Annotated in this window: 15 protein-coding genes and 1 pseudogene; 9 read left to right on the top strand and 7 right to left on the bottom strand. The window is 43.7% G+C overall.

Going from position 1 to position 19,185, the window contains the following annotated elements; all coding sequences use genetic code 11:
• Positions 1-40: 40 nt before the first annotated feature.
• Together N5E84_RS18135 and N5E84_RS18130 are read right to left on the bottom strand one after the other, a co-directional pair.
• A complete protein-coding gene (locus N5E84_RS18135; RefSeq protein ID WP_019283205.1) occupies positions 41-2,482 on the bottom strand; it encodes an ABC transporter permease in 2,442 nt (813 codons plus the stop codon).
• Positions 2,482-3,156: an ABC transporter ATP-binding protein gene (locus N5E84_RS18130; RefSeq protein ID WP_019283206.1), complete on the bottom strand. Its 675-nt coding sequence runs from the start codon at positions 3,154-3,156 to the stop codon at positions 2,482-2,484. The genes N5E84_RS18135 and N5E84_RS18130 overlap by 1 nt, the downstream gene beginning before the upstream one ends.
• Here N5E84_RS18130 and tesA point away from each other — a divergent pair.
• From tesA to N5E84_RS18110, 4 genes are all read left to right on the top strand, one after another.
• A complete protein-coding gene (gene tesA, locus N5E84_RS18125) occupies positions 3,155-3,757 on the top strand; it encodes a multifunctional acyl-CoA thioesterase I/protease I/lysophospholipase L1 (RefSeq protein WP_069212086.1) in 603 nt (200 codons plus the stop codon). The genes N5E84_RS18130 and tesA overlap by 2 nt on opposite strands.
• 81 nt (positions 3,758-3,838) lie before the next feature.
• Positions 3,839-5,038: an enoyl-ACP reductase FabV gene (gene fabV, locus N5E84_RS18120; RefSeq protein WP_017043170.1), complete on the top strand. Its 1,200-nt coding sequence runs from the start codon at positions 3,839-3,841 to the stop codon at positions 5,036-5,038.
• Positions 5,039-5,238: 200 nt separating this feature from the next.
• Positions 5,239-7,149, top strand: coding sequence for an EAL domain-containing protein (locus tag N5E84_RS18115; RefSeq protein ID WP_029388433.1), 1,911 nt, complete (start codon positions 5,239-5,241; stop codon positions 7,147-7,149).
• Positions 7,150-7,236: 87 nt separating this feature from the next.
• Positions 7,237-8,892, top strand: a complete 1,656-nt coding sequence (locus tag N5E84_RS18110; protein ID WP_026028209.1) for an ABC-ATPase domain-containing protein — start codon at positions 7,237-7,239, stop codon at positions 8,890-8,892.
• A 166-nt stretch (positions 8,893-9,058) separates the two neighbouring features.
• On the opposite strand, the gene N5E84_RS18105 is transcribed toward N5E84_RS18110, so the two are convergent.
• On the bottom strand, positions 9,059-9,682 hold the full coding sequence (locus N5E84_RS18105) for a DNA-J related domain-containing protein (protein WP_175418687.1): 624 nt from the start codon (positions 9,680-9,682) through the stop codon (positions 9,059-9,061).
• A 306-nt stretch (positions 9,683-9,988) separates the two neighbouring features.
• Here N5E84_RS18105 and N5E84_RS18100 point away from each other — a divergent pair, with 306 nt between their 5' ends.
• Both N5E84_RS18100 and N5E84_RS21275 read left to right on the top strand, forming a co-directional pair.
• Positions 9,989-10,657, top strand: coding sequence for a DUF2238 domain-containing protein (locus tag N5E84_RS18100; RefSeq protein ID WP_017048994.1), 669 nt, complete (start codon positions 9,989-9,991; stop codon positions 10,655-10,657).
• Between the two features lie 114 nt (positions 10,658-10,771).
• Positions 10,772-10,984 carry a hypothetical protein gene (locus N5E84_RS21275; RefSeq protein ID WP_010318303.1) on the top strand — a complete coding sequence of 71 codons (213 nt, stop codon included), beginning with the start codon at positions 10,772-10,774 and terminating at the stop codon, positions 10,982-10,984.
• On the opposite strand, the gene N5E84_RS18095 is transcribed toward N5E84_RS21275, so the two are convergent.
• Both N5E84_RS18095 and N5E84_RS18090 read right to left on the bottom strand, forming a co-directional pair.
• A complete protein-coding gene (locus N5E84_RS18095; RefSeq protein ID WP_029189709.1) occupies positions 10,941-11,633 on the bottom strand; it encodes an HAD family hydrolase in 693 nt (230 codons plus the stop codon). The genes N5E84_RS21275 and N5E84_RS18095 overlap by 44 nt on opposite strands.
• 233 nt (positions 11,634-11,866) lie before the next feature.
• Entirely contained in the window at positions 11,867-12,376 is a 510-nt protein-coding gene (locus N5E84_RS18090; RefSeq protein WP_013867962.1) for a hypothetical protein, read from the bottom strand.
• A 188-nt stretch (positions 12,377-12,564) separates the two neighbouring features.
• Between N5E84_RS18090 and N5E84_RS18085 the strand changes: the two genes are divergently transcribed.
• The 3 genes and pseudogenes from N5E84_RS18085 (at position 12,565) to N5E84_RS18075 (ending at position 16,472) form a co-directional block, all read left to right on the top strand.
• On the top strand, positions 12,565-13,041 hold the full coding sequence (locus N5E84_RS18085) for a CreA family protein (RefSeq protein WP_029388434.1): 477 nt from the start codon (positions 12,565-12,567) through the stop codon (positions 13,039-13,041).
• 113 nt (positions 13,042-13,154) lie between these two features.
• Positions 13,155-14,459, top strand: coding sequence for an inosine/guanosine kinase (locus N5E84_RS18080; RefSeq protein ID WP_019283210.1), 1,305 nt, complete (start codon positions 13,155-13,157; stop codon positions 14,457-14,459).
• Positions 14,460-14,755: 296 nt separating this feature from the next.
• A pseudogene (locus tag N5E84_RS18075) lies at positions 14,756-16,472 on the top strand (putative bifunctional diguanylate cyclase/phosphodiesterase).
• A 120-nt stretch (positions 16,473-16,592) separates the two neighbouring features.
• Here the strand turns inward: N5E84_RS18075 and N5E84_RS18070 are convergent.
• A complete protein-coding gene (locus N5E84_RS18070) occupies positions 16,593-17,312 on the bottom strand; it encodes a carbonic anhydrase (protein ID WP_019283212.1) in 720 nt (239 codons plus the stop codon).
• Between the two features lie 158 nt (positions 17,313-17,470).
• Positions 17,471-19,153 (bottom strand): pyridoxal phosphate-dependent decarboxylase family protein, encoded by a 1,683-nt coding sequence (locus tag N5E84_RS18065; RefSeq protein ID WP_019283213.1) that lies wholly within the window; start codon positions 19,151-19,153, stop codon positions 17,471-17,473.
• Between the last annotated feature and the right edge of the window lie 32 nt (positions 19,154-19,185).

The raw sequence follows: 19,185 nt of genomic DNA, 5'->3' as shown, positions 1-19,185 counted from the left end.
CTGTTTTTGTGGATAACTCAGTCTGGGATTATGGATATCGCTAGTTAAACTCTTTATTTATAGGGGTTAGCAGCCGCTTAATTAAACTACTCACGACCAGCGATAATGTGCAAAACGTCGCCAAGGGTAGCACCAACCACAGGCTGTAATGCGCCATAGGTTCTAGTTCAAAACCGAACTTCATGACGCTGGCCACCACCGCGTCAGAGCCAAGGCTTGCGACAACTCCGGCAATGAGCGCCATCAAACCGTATTCAGCCCAAATAGTCTGCTCGACGCGGCGCTTGCTGGCCCCTAAAGTGCGGTATAAGCGAATTTCTTGTTGCCTCTGGCTTAAACTTAAACGCAACAGGGTAAAAATCAGTAAAATACCAGCCATCACACCCATTGCAGCCAGTACTGTCACTGACCAGATAATTTGCGTCAGCAAAGTTTGAATTTTATCGCCCATTGCCCGGATATCCATCAAACTGACCGTAGGGTAAGTGCGAGCAAGGGTGGCAAGCAAAGCGTTATCTTGATCTTGCGCTCTGAAACTCACCAGCCACGTGGCAGGGATCTCCTGTAATAGGTCTGGGGTAAAAATGAAATAGAAGTTAGGCTTCATTTCTCGCCACTCGACTTGGCGAATGGAATTTACTTTCGCTTCCACGGTTTGGCTATTGATCACAAACCCCAAACTATCACCCAGTTTCAGCCCCAAATCACGAGCAACGTCGGATTCAACCGAAACGCCACCTTGCTCTGTCCACGCTCCTGCCGTCAGTTGGTTATTGCTGGGTAGCGATTCTCCCCAAGTGAAATTGAGCTCTCGCCTCAACGCATCACTCCCCTCTTCACCTTGAGCTTGTTGCTTGGCCTCTATGCCATTAATAGTCGATAAACGCCCTCGGATGATCGGATAGGCTTGCGAACGCACAATGTTGGCGCTGTCTAACGTGTTAAGGTAATCATTAACTTCATTTGGTGAAATGTTGAGTGCAAATGCGTTATGAGCATCGCTGGGTAAGGTTCGCTGCCAATCAGAGAGTAAATCGGTACGCACCAACCAGATGATCGCCAATAACATTAACGATAATCCTAACGCACCAAACTGGACTCCGGTCGTGATTGCCGAACGATTGATTCGGCTGAGCGCTAATTTAAGCGCGGTAGAGAGCGGAAGACGTCCTAAACTACGAGCAACCAAAACACTGACCACAGCAAGCACTGCAAAAAGCGTCACCATCCCAGCCAACACAATCCACACTAAGAGATTATTCCAATAAGCCCACAGCATCGGCACTAACGGAATCAAGATGAGCAACCCATTACGGCGATGATTCGGTTTCGCTCGCTCTGTTTGCATGACATTGAGCGCACTGGTATCTAGCAAATGCAGTAAAGGAATGCCGAGTGCAGGAAAAGCGATCAATACACTCGCCATCAGCGCAATAAAAGCGGGTTTAGCGCCATAACTCGGTAAAGGCGTAGGCAATAAATCCACCAGCGGCACGCGTAATAAAGACTCTAGGCCAATGCCGATCAATACCCCAAGCACCGCAGCAGAAACAAACAAAATCACCACTTGTACGATCAACCATTGGCGGATCCAACGTTTGCTCGCTCCAAGGCTTTTTAACATGGCGATGGTTTTTTGCCGCGTAGAAACATAGTGCTGACAAGTCAGGACTAATGTGGTTGCCGCCATGATGATCACAATCGCTACGGTTAACGACAAATATTGCTCTGTGCGTTCAAAAACCTCATTCGTTCGGCTGGCGCTATTTCGGTCGCGCCAACGATCGCTAGGCGTTAAAGTAACGGGCTGTTTTACTGCTTCAATCTGTCCATCATCACCATTAATGAACACGCTAAATTGCACTCGGCTCCCCAATTGAAGTGCACCAGTACGAGCCACATCGTCTTGGTGGATCAACACCGCGGGCATCTGTTGAAACGGATTAAAGCTGAGTCCCGGCTCCTCAAGGATGCGTCCCGAGACCGTAAAGTCGGCATCGCCCAGCGTGACCTGATCACCAATTTGAACGTCTAATTGCGCAAATACTCGTTCATCTAACCACAGTTGATTCGGCGCAAGGTGCTGAAATGTCGTCACATCATCAGAAAGACGCATTTCACCGCGTAGCGGATAAGCACTATCCACTGCTTTGACAGTGACTAACTGCATACCGCGCTCACTGAATGCCATTGTCGCGTAACGTGTAAGTAGTGAAGACGGCAATTGCAAGCGCTCGATCTGATCGAGCAATGACGCTGGGGGTGGGTTTGCGGAAACAAACACACTATCGGCAGTGAGTGCGTCTTTACCTTGTTTAACAATCACTTGCTCCATACGCTCAGCTAAGGCAGTCAGCGCAAAAATACAAGCAATGATCAAGGTTAACGCCACTGAAATAGGCCACAGCTGTCCGTGGCGGATTTCACCTAAGCTCCAGCGAATTAATCGTTTATTGAGTGAACGGCTCGACATCTCGCTCATTACCGCTCCTCCAACATACCGGCTTGCATGTGGAAAATACGATCACATTGATCCGCAAGAGCGGGATCATGAGTAACCAGCACTAAGGTCGTTCCGTGCTGCTTATTTAATTCAAACAATAATGAAACCACTTTTGCCGCGGTTTCTTGATCAAGGTTGCCAGTAGGCTCATCGGCAAACAGCACTTTCGGATTGATCATAAAAGCTCTTGCTAGCGCGACTCGTTGCTGCTCGCCCCCTGAAAGTTGTGCAGGAGAGTGATGCATTCGATGCGATAAACCAACGGCCGTCAACAAGGATTTAGCACGATCCACATCCTCTTTTTCGCCTTTTAACAAACAAGGTAGCGTCACGTTCTCTAACGCAGACAAACTTGGGATCAGCAAAAAGCTTTGAAACACAAAGCCAACCGATTGACTGCGGATCGCCGCACGTCCTTCATCGTCCAGTTGAGACAATGGCTGACCCAATAGCTCTACCTCTCCGCGTGTCGGCGTATCAAGCCCAGCCAACAGCGTCATCAGGGTTGATTTCCCCGCACCAGACGTTCCGACTATCGCCACGCTTTCACCACTTTTGATCTCTAGGTTTACCTCTTTTAGGATTGTTAAATGCTCTTGATTGGTAGAGACTGTTTTAGATAATGAATGTGCCCTAATAACGGATGTTTGCATGACTCGACTTCTTTCCTTGATTTGTATTTTATTATTCTCGGCTAGCGCTAGTAGTACCACACTCTTGATATTGGGTGATAGTTTAAGCGCCGGTTACCAAATGCCGATTGAAAAAGCTTGGCCTAGCTTGCTACCTAATGCGTTACAAGCTGAAGGTAAATCAGACATTGATGTCATTAATGCCAGTATTTCTGGCGATACAACGGGCAATGGCCTAGCCCGCTTACCGTCACTACTCACCCTGCATACCCCTGATGCGGTGCTTATTGAGCTTGGTGCGAACGACGGATTGCGTGGCTTCCCACCTCAATTGATCAGCAGCAATTTAACCGCCATCATTGGCCAAATAAAAAAAGCAGGCTCAACCCCTCTTTTGATGCAGATCCGCATTCCACCAAATTATGGCAAACGCTACAGCGATGCCTTTTATAGCCTCTATTCTGAGCTTAGCCTCCAACATACTGTGCCGTTACTGCCCTTTTTCTTAGAGCAAGTGATCATTAAACCCGAGTGGATGATGGCTGATGGCTTACATCCGACGGTCGACGCTCAGCCGTGGATCGCCAATTTTGTTGCGCAACATTTAGCAGAGCATCTCTGATTTTAATGCCTCAGCTCAATGAACTTTACCTAGTTTTACGATATTTTTTAGACCATTCCCCTAACCGCAAAGGTACAAACTATGCACATTGAACCTGTGATCAAAGGTGTGGTCGCTCGCTCTGCTCATCCACTAGGATGCGAACAAGCTGTGTTACAACAGATTAATTACGTAAAATCTTGCAGACCGATCACTCACGGGCCAAAACGAGTTCTCATTTTAGGCGCATCTTCAGGCTTTGGGCTCGCCGCCCGCATTGCCCTGACCTTTGGTGGTTCAGAAGCCGATACGATTGGCGTTTCCTTTGAAAAAACGCCATCAGAAAAAGGGGTTGGTAGTGCTGGTTGGTACAACAATCTCTTTTTTAAACAACAGGCCGAGCAAGCGGGTCGAGTCGCCGTCAATATCGATGGGGATGTTTTTTCACCATCAGTACGCGAGCAAGTGATTGAAGCGATAGAGACCTATTTTGAAGGGGAAGTCGATTTAGTCATTTACAGTATCGCCAGCGGCATGAGACCAAAACCCAATTCAGATCAGTATTGGCGCTCCGCCATTAAACCGATTGGTGAGGCCGTTTCTGGTGCGACAATATTACTAGAAAACGATACGTGGGTAGAAACCACCATTGCCCCTGCAAATGACGAAGAGATCGAAAGTACACTGAAAGTAATGGGTGGCGAGGATTGGGAAAACTGGATAGATACGCTGATCAACACTGAATCGATTGCACAAGGGTGTAAAACCATTGCTTTTTCATACATCGGCCCTCAGATTACTCACCCCATTTATCTTGACGGTACACTGGGGCGCGCCAAAATTGATTTGCACCAAACCAGCCACTCTCTCAACCTAAAATTGTCTAACTATGGCGGCGGGGCTTATGCGACTGTTTGTAAAGCTTTAGTCACGAAGGCGAGCGTGTTCATTCCCAATTTAAGCCCTTACATTGTCGCATTGTATAAGGTGATGAAAGAAAAAGAGACGCACGAAGGATGTATCGAGCAGATGCAGCGTCTGTTTAGCGAAAAACTCTCTAGCAAAGGCAAAGTACCCGTTGATGGCGAACGACTGATCCGTATGGATGATTGGGAGCTCAACCCAGATACTCAGCAAAAAGTGGCCGATTTACTGGAGAAAATGGATCAGTACAACTTTAAGCAACTAGGTGACTATAAGGGCTTTAAGCGAGAATTCATGCAGCTCAATGGCTTCGACTTTGACTGTGTTGATTATGCTCAAGAAATTAATATCGACCATTATATCAAGCAAGCCGATTAACTCCTTCCGTATCATTTACGAGACACAGCTAACTATCTCAATGCCCCAATATTTTATTGGGGCTTTTTTTTGTTACATTGGCGGCGCGTTCTTATTCTTAATACCATACTATGGGCATAGGAGCGGATCTTGTCATCGTCAGTCTAGAGCAATGAATGCTCGGCTTTTTTAAGCTTTGTCGTCCAAAGGAATTTGATAATATGTCGAAAATAAAGACACATGAGATGCTCATCCCCTCTTCAATGATGGATGGATGGCAACGCATTGTGAATTTACTCGCTGAAATTTTAAACGTCCCGAGCGCATTGATCATGCGTGCTAGCCAGCAAAAACTCGAAATATTCTGTAAAAATACCAACGTCGACAACCCCTATCAAACCGGACATAAAGAACCCTTAGGACAAGGTCTGTACTGTGAAACTGTGATGCAAACACAGCAGGAACTATTGGTCCCGAATGCTTTAGCCGATAAAAAATGGATGCATAATCCAGATGTACCACTGGGCATGATTGCCTATTGTGGCATCCCATTAAAGTGGCCGAATGGTGATATGTTTGGCACCATTTGCGTACTCGATAGCAAGGAGAACCATTTTAGCCCCACCTATCGGCAGTTACTGGAAAGTTTTCGCGATACCATTGAATCCCAGCTCACCACCTTATACCAACAGGTAAGACTTCAGCAGCTCAATGATGAGCTTCAGCTCCGCGTCGATAACCGAACACAAGATCTTGCTGATCTCAACTACTCGCTCACGCAAGAAATCGATAAACGCCGCGCCGCAGAACAACAGATTCAATATCAAAAGTGGCATGACATCAGCACAGGTTTTTTAAATCGCAACGCACTTGAACTGGAGCTCAAAAATAGCCTTTTACAAGCAACAAAGCAGCACACCGAAGTTGCCGCCATTCATATTGGTTTCACTAATGCTCGTCATATTCAATCTCACTTTGGCTACCGAGCATGGGATCAAGTCATCGCTCGATATCGTGAGCGACTAGGCCGCTGCGATAAAATTGAAATATTGACCGCTCGACCCACGTCGACAGATTTAGTCTTGATCGTCAAAACAAAACTATTAGCGCGTCACCTGGAAAAGTTGTGCCATAAATTGGTCGAAATCGGTCATTCTGAATTTAAGCTCGATGACCATAATGTTCATCTTCATTCCTATATTGGTATTGCAACGAGTTTAGACACTGACAATGCTATAGAACTGCTCAAACAAGCTTCTGCTGCCATGGTCTCTTGCAAAGATTCCGGTCATAAGTTTTGCTATCACTCGCAAGTATTCAGTGACTCACTCCGGCAAATCAACCAATTAGAAAGCTACTTATTACGAGCAGTGCGCAACGATGAGCTCATGCTCTATTTTCAACCTAAGGTCTCTCCAACCACTCATCGCTGGACGGGGGCAGAAGCGCTACTACGTTGGCGCCATCCCGTATTGGGCGATATATCCAATGAAACCTTAATTCACATGGCCGAACAAAATGGACTGATTTTTGAAGTGGGTAACTTTGTCCTGCGATCGGCCATCGAAAAAACGAGCCAATGGGCAAAACAGGTCGATAATTTCAAAATGGCCATTAACGTTTCAGCCGTCCAATTAAAGAATGCCCAATTCGCAGACCAAGTTCGTGAGCTACTGAACACCTACCAACTTCCAGCTCGGTACTTAGAGTTGGAAGTAACAGAAAGCTGTTTGATTGCGGATGAAGTGGTGGCTCGCAACACACTGCGAATTCTACACCAACTAGGCGTGACGTTGTCACTTAATGATTTCGGCACGGGCTACGCCTCTTTCAGCTATTTGAAAAAATTTCCCTTCGATTGCATAAAAATAGATAAAAGCTTTGTACATCAATTGGATCAAAGTGAGGAAGATAAAGAAATTGTTCGCTCAATCATTCACGTTGCCAAAAAATTAAAGCTGAAAGTGATCCTCGAAGGGATTGAAAATCAAAGCCAAGAAGACTTTATCATCAGTGAAGGGTGTGAGTTTGGCCAAGGCTATTTCTATGGTAAACCGATGCCTTGTGACGAGTTTGAGGCTGGGCTACTGAACCAAAATTATGCACACCCTGTCGAGACAAAGGTTTTGTAGGATAAAGGAATCCCTTATCATGTCTTTACTCTCAGTGTGGCGGTTCCTATAATCGCCGCCTTTCCTTTCCAAACGAGCGATATCGAGATGGATTTATTAACATCAATTCTCAAAAAGCTAGAAAAACAGAACTACCGCGCCTATCAGCAGATCAAAGGTCAATACGAATTTGGTGATTTCACCTTGCATATCGATCATATCCAAGCGGACCCTTACGCTTCTGCATCTCGCTTTCGCGCTACTCGAGCATGGTCTCTGACCGGTCTGGAATGGTTAAAAGAGAAATCACCTGCTTATCAAATGGCTGCAAGAGATTTTATCGCTCGTAGTTTTGCGGAGTTTGCTAAGCAAGAGAACCATATTGCCATCGCATTGACGGGCCAAACGGTGCTTGATAGTACAGCTGTTCTCTTTACGGAGCATGGTATTGAGCTTCGTTTTCGCATCAATTTACCCGCTGAAGGTCGTGACATTCTGGCCAAGAAAGCGCTCAACATCATCACCTTCTACCTGCCAAAATTCATTCGCCGGGCCACCATTGAACGTGAACTGGATAAAGATGCCCTACTTGAGCATTGCGCTGTGATCGAAGATCAAGAAGCAATGCGTGCACAACTGGCACAGCACAATCTGGTTGCTTTTGTGGCCAATGGCAGCGTATTACCTCGCTTGGCAGGTAACTGTGATCTGCCGATGAAAGACGCCGTTACTTTCCAAGCCCCCACATCGTTAGAAGTCGAGCTTGAGACACCAAACCAAGGCAAAATTAAAGGACTCGGCATCCCCAAAGGTATAACCCTTATCGTCGGCGGTGGTTTTCACGGTAAATCGACTTTGTTAACGGCGATTGAGCGTTCAATTTACAACCATATTCCCGGCGATGGCCGTGAGCGAATTGTTACGGATCATCAAGCCATGAAAATTCGCGCTGAAGATGGCCGTTGCGTACATAATTTAAATTTGTCCAACTACATCAATCACCTACCTATGGGTAAAGAAACCTCCGATTTCAGCACTCAAGATGCGTCCGGTTCAACATCGCAAGCAGCGTGGTTACAAGAATCCATTGAATCTGGCGCTAGTACATTACTAATTGATGAAGATACTTCCGCCACCAACTTCATGATCCGTGATGAGCGTATGCAAGCGCTGGTTAGTAAAGGTGATGAGCCCATTACACCATTGGTTGATCGTATCGGGCAACTTCGCGATGATTTGGATATCTCAACACTGATCGTCATGGGGGGATCCGGTGATTACTTAGATGTCGCCGATACTGTCATCCAGATGCATGACTACCACGCCGTTGATGTGACTAACAAAGCTAAAGAAGTCATCAAACAGCACCCAACTGCTCGTCACAACGAATGTGAAACGCCACTGGCTATTTTCCCAGAACGCGCTGTGAATCGCACTGCGCTGCAAAAATTACTGGTTGATGGTAAATTCCGAGTCTCTGCCAAAGGCGTTGATTCGCTTCGCTTTGGCAAAGAATTTACGGATTTAAATGCGTTAGAACAATTGGAGTCACCTTCTGAAGTCAATGCGATTGGCTGGACTTGGTTCCAGTTTGCGCAGACTCCGGGGTGGTCAGCGCAACCAAGCAAAGAGATGATGGCTTTATTAGCAGGAACATGGCACCAAAATATGCCAAACCACGGTGACTTGGCGAAACCACGTGTCATCGATGTGATGGCGGCGTTGAACCGTATGCGCAAGTCGCAATTTAAAAACCACCAGTAAAGATTAACTCCCCTACAACAAAAGCCAAAAGAAGCGAGAGATCGCTTCTTTTTTACTTCAGTACCTTATTGCTTCAGTACATTACAGGTAGTTAGCTTAGGTATGCCTTACAGTGCCAGTTGACCTTATTCGACAAATATCTTGTCTAGAGTTTAAGGTTTGGGCTTTAACTATTTTGCCGCAAAATATTCCATGCTTCACACAACACTCGAAACGTTTCAGCATTGCCATTGTCTCTATCTGGATGCCACTTTAGTGCCAACTTGCGCCATGTTTTCCGGATTTCAATTTGCGTCGCTTCCACTGGTAATTTAAACAGCCTCAATGCTTGAAGACGATTCATATTAAGGTTACTCGTTCCACCCATTGCTTTACGGTAACGAGTCCAAAATTCGTTCAACAAGCGGCGCACTTCTCCTTCATCAGCCTCATAATTTTTCCACTGAGTGTAATAATCACGCAATGGATCATCTGGGTCGATTTCGCAACTAACGGCACGATGCGCAGGCATTAGTACAATGTCCATTGCTGATACTTGTAACCACTTTTCAGGGTAAAGCGTCTCTTGAAGCTGATAGAGCGCGTTCATGATCAAAAAATTACGCTTAAAGAGATCTTTTTCAGGTGCGCTATCAAGTACAGGCATGAATCCCTGTTCACTTAAATGTGCCGCTAACGTATGGACTTTCCAACCGGAAGGCTGTTTACGCAACACCGCCAACATTGGCCAAAGCAGCGGATTTTCCATGTAAGATTGAAACTGAGCGGTAAGTTCTAAGCTTTCAGACATACTTTCGGGCCTACTTTGGGACATAGTCTCGACGTTCACATTAAGGTTCTCTCTTCATTCAAATCCAATATCGCTTTTTTGTCGAGTTTCTTACCGCATATTATCTTGGCTTTTTGAACTAGAGTCCGTTTATCACACGCACTATCTATCAATACATAAAAAGAGAAAGATCGAGTTGTTGCATGATCTTCTCCACCTTGCAGATCTCTTTGCCAAGACAATGCGAAAATCAATCACAAAACGAAGGTAGATACGCACATCTCAAACACAAATTTCTACGTCTATAAGATACAGAATTCAACAAAATTGAACATCGTGCAAAATAGTGGCACTATCCATCGGTATTTTGTCATAGGAAAAAACATGTCTCTCAACTTCTCACGCACGCTTTTATTTTTGACGGCGATCTACGGTGTACTCTTTCTATTTTCAGCGATCGCGCCGGTTTCTCGTGCTGTCTGGTTAGCAGAAATCATCCCTGCGCTAGGGATCTTAGCACTCGTCTATTGGGCTTCAACAAAACTACGCTTTAGCTCAACGGCTTATATTCTGATGTTTGTGTGGCTTAGTTTGCATACCATTGGGGCTAAATATACATTTGCAGATGTTCCGTTTGCTTGGTTCAACGAACTGATCGGATCATCTCGTAATAATTTTGATCGCGTCGCTCATTTCTCAATTGGCTTTTATGCCTACCCTATCGCTGAATATTTAATTAGAAAGCAGCTCTGTAAACCGCTAATTGCCTCATTGTTCGGGCTTTTCTCTATCATGAGTATCGCAGCAGGTTACGAAATTCTTGAATGGTGGTATGCCTCAATCGCGGGTGGTGATGAGGGAATCGCTTTTCTGGGTTCACAAGGCGACATTTGGGACGCACAAAAAGACATGTTATGCGATACCCTTGGGGCAATGACGGCACTTTGCCTATTATGGTTTAGGCCAAAATCAAACATTCCTTACAGTGAAGTATGAAATGCCTCTAATTTTTGGAACTAAGGTAAATATTACCGAGAGCAAGTTTTGATTAGTGTTTATTCTGTGAGTACGGAGAACATGACTCTCCCTTTTTGCTGCTGAGAATTGATTATGAAAAATATAAATAAAACACTTGAAAAAATAGACTGCTGTCCACTTTGTCAACATGACGAATACTTTATTTCCACAAACAATGAAAAGTTTATCTGCGCACAATGTGGTTTTAAAACCGACCACTTACAAAGCGTCCAGCAAATGATTGGTGTACACACAGCGCTAATCAGTCATAAACACATTCATTGCTTGGCCAACAATGTGCATTGAGCCATGGTTTAAGCTCGAGTAATGTGTCGATAACAACGACATTAGGCGCTTGAGAAAAACCCTGTGGGTTAAGAGGTGCTAGCTGAACGGTTGGTACCTCTGCATTGATACCCGCTTCAACCCCTTTTGCTGAATCATCCACATAAATACATTCTTGCAAAAGAAATCCCATATTCATCGCACAATAACGAATTAAATCAGGTTCAGGCTTCCAGCTATTCGCATCAAAGGCTGAAAAAATGCGTCCTTCAAACAAAGGGAGCAAACCGCTCCGTTGTAAAATTGATGATATTTTTTCTTTAGGTGCATTAGAGGTGACACAGTATTCAATACCCTGCTGGCGTAAATACTCAAGTAGTTCTATCGCACCATCCATGGGTGAAAGATATTGCTGGAAGAGCTCATTAACTTTATCCCGATAAAGGTTCTCTAAAAGATCAAGATCGGCGTTAATGTTCGTATGTTCAAGCGCCTGAAACAGTATGTCCGCAATCTTCCCACCTTCAAAATGGTTACTCACTTGTGCAAAAGTAAGGTGGGCTCCTAGTTGGTTCAATACATTGACTAGCGCTTCGCAGCACAAACGCTCACTATCAACTAAAGTACCTTCACAGTCGAAAATAATACATTTTATTTTTTTCTCAGTCATAAACACTTCCTTCATCCAATGCTTAATTTTAACCGCTGGGTGAATGTATAAAATGATTGAGTTAACAGAATGAAGCGAAGATAAGAGTTGATATGCATAACTTATATCCGCATCACTCTTTTACGCTCAATACGATGTTGCAGCTGACGTTATCACCACCTGTCGTATCGAAATGCAAATTCAGAATAAATATGATTCTAGACTCTCTGAATGAGGCGCTTTAACAGGACAATCTACTGTTCTATAAAAACATTACCATTGCACTCATGATTAGCACGCCATTTTGCGAGCAACAACCGCGTGAATACATCTTCACCTCCAAATGCATTTTTATCCAGAGTAACGATGTCAGAGATGAGTATCTCATGTGAAGTGGAGGTGACGATACCAGCAGCCACAGGCTCCCCGTTTTGAAAACCTAAGTAAAGCTCGCAAGGTGCTGAATAAATGATTTGGGTAAAGAATTCGATAACTTTTGATTGATCGTTTTTATCGCTCCATAAGCTTGCTTGCAACAGAGCAAACCATATTGTCATCCGATGAAAATCAACCAAATAAACCTCTTCAAGCAACGATAGGTTAGGCTCCTCAGTGAGCTCAATAAAAGGGCGAGAACTGCGTTGAACAACCGCTTTTTGGTAGAGATCTCGACCTTGTAAGCTCTCCTCTGTTGGAAATTCGACATTCACTTGGTCAAATAGCCATTGGTTTTTAATGGCGGCAACGTCAGGTTGGTTAATCATTGTTATGTACTTCTTCTTCTAATTGTTGCAAGCAGGATACTGACCAGATCGATATGCGACAAGCCATTACTCACATTATCCTCATCTAAACTGCAGATATGCTGGCCAAAACATCAACATAACAGCCTATATCATTCTCCTTTGATGCTGCTATCATGTGCAGAAAGATGGATAAATGGATTATAGACATGAACAAGAAACTCATCACCACCGCATTCATACTTAGCTTTGGTTTAGTTGGCTGCGATAGCAATGAAGTTGGCGATGTATCGCTCGGATTTTTCACGCTTAAAGACGTAAAAATCGAAAATCTAAGTGATGATATTGTGACTGGTGTTACGTGCCATATTGCTTCAATTGAGGCTAATTTGAGTCTTTCTGATCCAAGTGATAGCTCAATCTCGTGTCGTCAGACTGGTGACATTACGCCAGAGATGATTGCAAAAATTGATAAGAGCAAATCAGGCGAAATCGTGTTTAAGAAGTCAAAAAGTATTTTCTTCAAGTCAATGAAAGTCAGACGTATCTACGATGCAGAAAATAAAACCCTGATCTACTTGTCTTATACTACCAAAGAAACAGATGGTAGCTTCAAGCACAGCCTATCGACCGTACCGCTTTGGGGGACTAAGGCTTATAGTACGGACATAACGCTCACTAAATAGCCGCTAACGCCTCGGTAACCTGGATTTAGCTCACCTTTTTATGTAATAAAAATGAAAGGAAGATTTCATATCCGTGATATGATACGGGAAATTTTCAATTCTCATTTTTCAACATGAAGTTTCCTGGACAGCGTAAATCTAAGCACTATTTTCCGACTCATGCTCGTGACCCTCTCGTCAATCAAATTCAACAAACGGCTATGCTCCACCGCCCAACAGTGGTCGGTGTTGGGCAAACCATTGTTGATATTGAAGCCCGTGTAGACAATGAGTTCTTAGAGAAACATCAATTGAGTAAAGGTCACTCACTGGTGCTCGAAGAGAGCAAAGCCGATGCGCTCTATGAAGAGCTAGTCGAACGAGGTTTAATTACTCACCAATACCCGGGAGATACGATTGGCAACACACTGCACAACTACTCTGTGTTGGCCGATAGCAAATCCGTTTTGCTTGGCGTGATGTCCAAAAATATTGAAGTCGGCTCATACAGCTATCGTTATTTGTGTAGAACCTCATCGCGCATGAACCTAAACCATCTTCAAACTGTCGATGGTCCTATCGGGCGTTGCTACACCCTAATTTCTGATGATGGAGAGCGCACCTTCGCCATTAATGAAGGGCATATGAATAAACTTCGCCCTGATAGTATTCCTGAAGAGGTTTTTGAAAAAGCTTCCGCTTTAGTTGTTTCTTCTTACTTAATGCGTGGAAAACCCGAAGATCCAATGCCACTTGCGGTCAAACGCGCTATTGAGATCGCTAAATCCAAGCACATTCCAGTGGTGTTAACCCTAGGCACTAAGTATGTAATTGAAGGTAATGCGAAGTGGTGGCAAGACTACATCAAAGAAAACATCACAGTCGTCGCCATGAATGAAGAAGAAGGTGAAGCGTTAACTGGTGAGAAAGATCCACTGCTTGCAGCTAACAAAGCACTCGAATGGGTAGATTTAATCCTCTGCACCGCGGGGCCCGTAGGTCTTTATATGGCTAGCTACACCGATGAAAGCGCAAAGCGCGAAACTGAATTACCTCTCCTACCGGGTAATATTGCTGAATTTAACAAGTACGAATTTAGCCGTGCGATGCGAAAACAAGACTGCCTCAACCCAATAAAAGTGTATTCACACATTGGCCCTTACTTGGGTGGCCCATTGGAAATCAAAAACACTAACGGAGCGGGAGACGGAGCGCTATCGGCTTTATTGCACGATATGGCCGCGAATAGTTATCATCAACGCAATGTTCCAAACTCTGCCAAACATGATGTGCCGTACCTCACTTACTCTTCGTTATCTCAGATCTGCAAATATGCAAACCGTGTCAGCTACGAAGTACTCACACAGCACTCTCCTCGTTTATCGCGAGCATTACCAGAACGTGAAGATAGCCTAGAAGAAGCGTATTGGGATCGTTAAATCGTATGACTTCTACATGAATAAAAGCGACAATTTGTCGCTTTTATTATTTCCACAACGAATAAACCGCACGATGCGATCCTACGTTATTTAAGTCTCACCATTTCGTTTCAGAAATAACAACTTCCGTGAAATAAACTGATAACTTGTGCCTAATTGATGAATCAATAGTTTTATAATTGAGACATCTTAGTACAAGCGTTATAGTACTCTTTAAAGATGAGTCATAAAGCAATGTTTTGGATCAAGACTCACTATTATCATCCATTGCTGCTTTCGCTTGAATTAGGATTAACATGACCATGTCATTTCCGCAGGAAGAGTATTCAATTTCAGACCTAGACAGTGCCGTTGCAAAGCAGCGTCTGGTTCATATTCTCGATTTTTTTAGTCAAGGTCTGTTTTATATGAGCAGCGATGGAAACATGGTGCTCTATAATCCAACATTTTATGTACAATTTGGTGTAAACAGCGAAACTATTTCCTATGCTGATTGGCTGAGTTTGGTTCATCCTATGGATCGTGCACTGCTCAACAGCCGCGTCGACAAGCATATCAGCACCACTGAATCAAGGGAATCGATTCAATACCGAGTCAAAAAAGCAAATGGTCAATATATCTGGTTGGAGGGGAATGCGGTCACAAAAAGTGTGAACGGTGAACATTTTATGGTGGGTAGCCATAAAGATATCTCCGATCAAAAATTGATGGAAGATTACATTCATCAAGCTGCATTTTTTTGACAGCTCATCAGGCCTCTATAATCGAAGTAAATTACTACTCGATATTGATGAGAAAGCACTCAAAATTGGAGAGCCTTATTCACTTATCTACATCCAACTTGAAGATATTAAGTCTTATCTCAATCAATACGGCTCAGATATTGTTAAAGATTTACTGAATCACGTCGTCAGTGCACTGCGTGAACTGCCCGATGAATTTGCTGATTTTTACCGTATTCGCTCTGACGATTTTGCCATATTACTTAGAGGAGAACGCTCATACGATGAGCTCAAGCATATCTGCTCTCAAATAATGAAGCACTATTCGAAATCAGCCACGGAGCATGGGCACCTCTATGGTAATGATATTAGCATTGGTGTCTATCCTGAGATAAACCGTGCTATATCTGCCGATGAGTTGTTAAATATTGCATCACGAACTTGCCAATTTGCTAGTGCCAAAAATCATTCTCGTATCGAAATTTACAGTGGCCGAATTCAAAAAAACGTTGATCGTTATTTCTTCATCGAAAGAGGCTTAAAGGAAGCATTAGATCAACGTTCATTGTCCGTGAAATTCCAACCCATTATTCATGCACAATCAGGGCAGGTATCCAGCTTTGAAGCCTTGGTCCGCTGGCGCTCAAAAGAGTTTGGTGAGATTTTCCCGGACGAATTTATTCCCGTTGCAGAAAAAAAGGGGCTGATTGTTGATTTAGGCTATTTTGTCTTCAAAAAAGCCTGTGAGTTTATTGGCCGTTACAATAAACAAAATGGGGTTAATATTCGGGTTAATATTAATGTTTCAGTCCTTCAACTTCTGAAAAGTGACTTCCCACAACAGATACTAACAATGGCTAAGGCTTCCGGTGTATTGCCCTCTTCTATTGTGTTAGAACTGACGGAAACTGTCATACTCGATGGCGATAAAAATGCGATTAACCAGCTTCACTCCTTAAATGAAATGGGGTTTCAACTGTCGCTGGATGATTTTGGAGCTGGTTTTAGCTCACTCAATAGCTTCTTTGATTTGCCCCTCAATCAAATTAAAATAGACAAAAGCATTGTATGGAAAACACTGACTAACCCAGCATCAGAACAATATTTAGCCTTTCTCATCCAGTTTTGTCACACCAATGGCGTCGACATTGTTATTGAGGGGGTTGAAAATGGCGACATGTACCAAAAATTTAAAGAGATGGGGGCAACTTATTTACAAGGCTATTGGTTTTCAAAACCACTATCTTTAGCCAGTGCAAGCCGCTATACATTAAATGCTGTCAATGAATAAGCATAAAAAATAGCTTAGCTAAATTAAGCACTTACACCTAAAATTTGAAGAAGCAGAGCGGAAAGGAAATAGTAAACCCTGTGAGCCCGACTGCGACTTCAAATCGCTCAAAGAGCGTTGTTATTCTTTTTCTAGCACTAAGCGAGCATTGTGAGCTTGTATGGGCCGATTGTTATTTCCCATCACACTATGTAGCGCTACACTTTGCTGCTGTGACAAACTTTTCGGCTGTTTGACCACCAACCATCTCACGCCTTCACTGCAAGGCGGCGTTGTGAGTGACCCATTAAAACGGTAATACTCATCTAGCTTAGGTAACAGTGACTGTACTGCTAACCCTTTTGCTAACGGCACACTCGTCCCAACTTTAGGCAACTCCGCAGTAAGCTGGGCTAATGGTTCGTTCTGTGCGCCCGTTTCAAACATCACCGCCAAAACTGCCAGATTGCCAGCCGCATCAGCATGCACAAAATGCGCTTCTAAAGGATATTGATGTCCTTTAATTAAGTTTTCAGAAGGGGTATGGAAGTGAAATTGTTTGAGTTCAAATTCTGTACCATCCACTACCAGTGTATTTTTCCCTGAAACTGAGGCTTGCAGCGTGTGTCCATTGTTGGTCAATGCACCCACAACGCCTGAATAGTGGATATCTAAAGATTTTAAATCAGCTTCAACGAGGCCATTGATATCAATTGGGCTTTGATTTTTGCCCATTTCACAAATTTTAGAAACATGTCCCCAATGTTCAGGGCCACGTTCACCTTCATATCCCCATTCATTTGCTTGCGCCACATAGGTAAAGCAAACGCTAATTGCTAGGGTCAACAGTTGTTTTTTCATTATCGTTCCTTGAGACAGCTTGTTATCTAAAATGTAACATTCAGGTTAATATCACGCGCACATGGTAATACATTCTTCATACCGCATCCGTGGTGAAAAATAACATTACATTGACGTGACTAGTCATTCATTTCAGTTCGCGCTCACCCTTTCCATGGCTAGCGCCGAACAATGTTTTGGCAAAACTGTTCGATATGTTTTCGGGTGGTATTGGGGTTCATTAAAACCGCTTTTTCTCCCGGAATATGTAAACAATGTCCAGTGTCATCATAATGAGTGCGCGCAATCGAATCGACCCAATTGGTGTTAAGATACTGGCCTTTATGAGATAAGAACTGATGACGATGGTAGAGCGTATTCTCTACTATCGAATCAACCATAGACCCCTGACGTGCGACGTTCATTTCTTGATCAAACATCGATTCAGCACACGTCACTTTCTGTGGGTCATAGAGACGAAAAGTAACACTTGGCCCTTGGTTTTCTACTGCTGCCACCTTGCAGTGTGGTAGAGCGGCTAATTGGCAGCGTAAATAATTAGCATTTTGCAATGTATGACCAATCACGGTTTGGTAGCCTTCGATACCTAAATGTTGCAGTGCTGAATAGGCAGAAAAAACACCCACGGCACTGCGTGAACATTCAATGGTCGATTGCAAATGGCTCTCTTCTCTTTGAGCATGTTCAAAGTAGGAGTAATAACCGGGATCTGTTTTTAATACCGCGAGATCGTGTTTGTTTTTGAGCATCACCAAGCTGGAAGTATAAGGGACATAACCCCATTTTTGAAAATCGACCGTAAATGAATCCGCTAATTGTAAACTTTTAATCCTCGGCAATAAGGATTCAATACCCGTCAGTGTTGCCCGATTAAGCGATAAAGGGTTGCGTTCAAAATCATACTCTTGAAAAAACAACATACTCCACCCAACAGCAGCATCAACATGAATATGTGGTTTTATCGAAATCGCATATTCTTGGCATCTTCTTTCTCTTATCGCATAAACCTGTTCAATATCATCAGTTGCGAAGGTATCGGTACTGCCAAATGTCAGCATTATGCTAGGAACAGCAATGCCATTTTTAAAACAGAAAATCAATTGTTGGTCTAATTCAGCCAAATCCATTTCATTGTTATCTTTAACTTTGATCCGAATCGCTTTACCTTGAACATCAACCCCCAACAACGACAAATTTGTCATGTTTGAATAGTGACCTGCTTCTGAATTGAATATCCTGTAATCTTCTCCCGCCAAACCATTCAGAGCTGACTTTGGCAACACTTTTCGAATACCTAATAGATAGCCGTACAAATTACAAAATGTACCTCCTTGTGTGAATACTCCAGTCGCTTGATCACTATCATAACCAGCTAAATGCGCGATTTGCCGCACGACTAATTTTTCCAGTTCAATGGCATCTCCCGCATATTCGCTATAAACCAAGTTAGGGTTGGCGATAGTCGCAAGTAGCGCACCGTGAATGGCCGGATCACAAGGTGTCGAGATCACATTTTCCACTGAGCGAGGGTCATCCCAGTTTTTTGAACGTTTGGCTGCATAAAGCGCTAAGTCGTTAAAAGGGTGAATGGCGTGGCTCGAGTGTCGAGGAATGGTGTTTGAATGCCGTAATTGTTGCTGCAATGCAGTATTTACCACGGTTGGCGCATCAATTTTTCGCTCTTCAAGCCAACGGGCGATCTCGTGAATACGATACAAAGGCCAACGATTGGGATCGCGAGCAAAAAAATGCGCTTTCACTGTCTGGAAAATTTGCTCAAACGCAGGGTTCAGTTGGTTGGCGTGCTCATCTAGCCACACGCTATAATACGCTGTTTTCATGATGCTCTCTCCATGCTTAATCCCAAATAAAA

The sequence above is a fragment of the Vibrio sp. J502 genome (genome assembly GCF_025397955.1).
Lineage (GTDB): Bacteria > Pseudomonadota > Gammaproteobacteria > Enterobacterales > Vibrionaceae > Vibrio > Vibrio anguillarum.
The sequence above is the reverse complement of the archived record's forward strand: the minus strand, read 5'-3'. Positions and strand labels throughout refer to the sequence as shown.